We start from the raw sequence: 3,306 nt of genomic DNA, 5'->3' as shown, positions 1-3,306 counted from the left end.
GTAATCAGCAAAATCAGTGTAATCCTGAGTCAGACAAAATCCGCGACAAAATTCGCGTGTTTATGTTTCATTAACACTTCTCTTATTTCAGCTGTTTATTTTTGTATTCACCGGTGAGATATTGTTAACCTGTTTGCCGGCAGATTTATTGTTAAACCCAATTCCCTGATGAAACAATTATTGTTGGCCCTTTTACTCACGGCGCAGATAGCGTTGTTGTATGCGCAACCATTATTAACGCCGGTAGGAAAATATACTGGCAGCGGCAGTTACAGCCGGCATTTCCAGCAGGTGATCTCTGCCTGGTCTAACCCGGCGGGGTTATCGTGTTTGTCTTCTCTGGCTGCAGGTATTTATGCAGAGAACAGGTTTATGCTGAAGGCAGCGTCGCTGTATGCGGCGATGGTAGCGGTTCCTGTTCAGGGAGGAACATTTGGAGGCAGCATTACACGGTTAGGTAACAGTGCCTGGAACCAGCAGCGATTGAGTGGTGCATATGGTATGCAGCTGGGGCGGAAGGTTGGTGCAGGACTGCAGTTTAATTATGAAACCACCAGTGTGCAGGGGTTTGGGAGCACAGGGAAAATCAATGTGGATGGAGGATTGCTATGGCATATCAGTGAGCAGTGGCATGGCGGGGTACATGTGTACAAACCTGCGGATGCGGCTGTTGTATATAGTGGCGGCGTGGGGTTTGAGGCATCGCGCGATTTCCTTCTGACCGGTGAAGTGATTGGCATGGGCGCGTTTACAACGGTAAAGGCATCTGCTTATTACCGTATTATCCGGCAACTCGCACTAGAAATAGGTGTTGCATCCGGCGCTGCTTACAATAACGCTGCAGTGATCTTATTCCTCCGGTCACTGCGGATAGATATTGCTGCCGCGTTTCATCCGCAACTGGGCATTACACCTGCAACCTCGCTGATATGGCAGCTTTCACCTTCTGCCCAGGCAGAATGAAGCACTGGCGGATCTTTGCTTCGCCGGCAAAGCGGGTTTATATATACCCTGGAGTTATTTTCAATGTTATTGATATGACCATGATCCGTTTAGTGACCAGCGGTATTGCTGGTTGTTTGCTGTTGCTGCTTGGAGGAGATGAAGTGTATGCGCGTCAGCAGGAAGAAATATTGCCGCCTGCAGCAGAGAATAACCTGGAGCGTGAAGCAGCGGGAACTGAAACCGTATCAGAGGACGATGCACAATGGCAAACCTTAAATGCATTGGCGAGGCATAAGATCCGGTTGAATACAGCAGATGAAGCAACATTACAGTCGATCGGGTTGCTGACGCCTTTACAGATCAGCCGTTTCCTGCAGTACCGCGCCTTATTGGGAGATCTGCTAAGCATCTATGAATTACAGGCGGTGCCGGGGTTTGAACCGGAGGTGATCCGGCAAATACTGCCATATGTAGAGGTAGGCAATGACCTGGCGCCTCATTATACCCTAAAGGACTATGTGCATAAAGGAGATCATTCGGTGTTGCTGCGGTACAGCCGTGCAGGGGAAAAAGCAAAAGGGTATACGCATTCCGACAGCACCTTACCTGCTTACAGGGGAAGCCCTGATAAAGTGTTTATGCGTTACCGTTACAGCTTTCCACGATACATGAGCTGGGGCATAGTAGTGGAGAAGGATGCGGGGGAAGCCTTTTTTAAGGGTGCGCAGCAACAGGGATTTGATTTTTACAGTGCGCATATTTTTATCCGGAATTACGGGAAAATAAAGGCGCTTGCATTGGGCGATTATACGGTGAACATGGGGCAGGGGTTACTGAACTGGCAGGGACAGGCCTATGGAAAAGGAGCAGCCGTGATGCAGGTAAAGCGTGAAGGGGAAGTGCTGCGGCCATATACATCAGCAGGAGAGTTTTATTTTTTCAGGGGTGCAGCTATTACGCTGGCGCAGCGACATTGGGAACTGACGGGGTTTGTTTCCCTCCGTAAACAGGATGCCAGTACAGATACTTTGATGGACGAAGTGACCGCTGCCAGTATCATCAGTAGTGGTTATCACCGTACAGTAACAGAGGCCGCCAAACGGGGACGCGTACAACAATTAAGCGCCGGTGGCAACATCCGTTATCATGCCGCAAGGTGGCAGCTGGGAGCGAATGTGACCAGCCATCATTTAACACCGGTATTGCAAAAGAAAACAGCGCCGTATAACCAGTTTGATTTTAACGGTGCTGAGCTGACCGCTGCAAGTGTGGACTATTCCGGTACCTGGAAAAATGTACATTTATTCGGGGAGGCAGCTATGAGTAGTAATGGGAAACCCGCTGTGGTACAAGGGCTGCTGACAAGCGTAGCCCCAACGGCAGATATTGGCATTGTGTACAGGTACTACGATAAGGCTTACCAGTCGTTATACGCAAAAGGATTCGGGGATGGCTACCGGACCGTTAACGAACAGGGATTATATGCCGCGGTTACATTAAGGATAAACGCCCGATGGCAGGCAGACGGATATGCAGACATTTTTCATTTCCCCTGGCTGAAATACAGGAGCAATGCACCTTCTCGCGGGAAAGACTTCTTCCTGCAGGGTAGCTATGTACCAGGTAAGAAGATGGCATTATTACTGAGATACAATTTCCGGCAAAGTGAGGAAAACTTATTACTGCCCGGCAACCCGGTAAAAGTATTGGCCATTGTAACGGCTACACACCTGCGCTTTCAGTGGAGTGCCAAAGTAGGCAAACAGCTGGATATCAAAACAAGGCTCGAATACAGCAGCTATAAAACAGGTGGAGATAAACAACGGGGGTGGATGGTTTACCAGGATGCCCGTTACCGGTTTAATCATTTACCATTCACAATAAGTGGCAGGTTATCGCGTTTTCAAACGAGTAGTTATGATAGCAGGATATATGCAACAGAAAGCAGTGTGCTGTATGACAATGCGGTATCACAGTTGTATGGGGCAGGTTGGCAGTATTACCTGAATATAAAATGGAAAGGTGGCCGCCGGTTAACATGCTGGGGGCGCTTCCACCAGAATTGGTACCCTGGTCAAACCAGTATCGGCAGCGGTAATGATGCGATAAGTGGAAATAAAAAAACAATGATCCAGTTTCAGCTGCAGTATCTTATAGCAGGGAAATGAATTTTTTTAACTTACTTATAAATTGATTATCAGGTTGTTGCGGAGTGGAATTTATCAGCTGTTAAAATAATGTTAAGTAGATGTACCGTGATTTACTTTTTTTATCTACCTTGTGGATATCAACCAAAATCTAAATTTAATTTGCTTTATGAGAGGGACCTGTCTGCAAGATAAGAGGCTTGTGATCATGGCT

At 47.6% G+C, this 3,306-nt stretch carries 2 protein-coding genes; both read left to right on the top strand.

What is annotated here, in order from left to right:
* The first annotated feature begins 168 nt into the window (after nt 1-168).
* A complete protein-coding gene (locus tag VN105_RS23860; RefSeq protein ID WP_325644952.1) occupies nt 169-963 on the top strand; it encodes a hypothetical protein in 795 nt (264 codons plus the stop codon).
* 74 nt (nt 964-1,037) lie between these two features.
* A complete protein-coding gene (locus VN105_RS23855; protein WP_325644950.1) occupies nt 1,038-3,113 on the top strand; it encodes a helix-hairpin-helix domain-containing protein in 2,076 nt (691 codons plus the stop codon).
* The last annotated feature ends 193 nt before the right edge of the window (nt 3,114-3,306 follow it).

Source organism: Chitinophaga sp. (genome assembly GCF_035564935.1).
GTDB lineage: Bacteria > Bacteroidota > Bacteroidia > Chitinophagales > Chitinophagaceae > Chitinophaga.
This window is presented reverse-complemented; position numbering and strand designations above follow the sequence as displayed.

Coding starts and splice junctions, on each gene's coding strand:
- VN105_RS23860 (WP_325644952.1), top strand. CDS start 169: ATGAAACAATTATTGTTGGCCCTTTTACTCACGGCGCAGATAGCGTTG.
- VN105_RS23855 (WP_325644950.1), top strand. CDS start 1,038: ATGACCATGATCCGTTTAGTGACCAGCGGTATTGCTGGTTGTTTGCTG.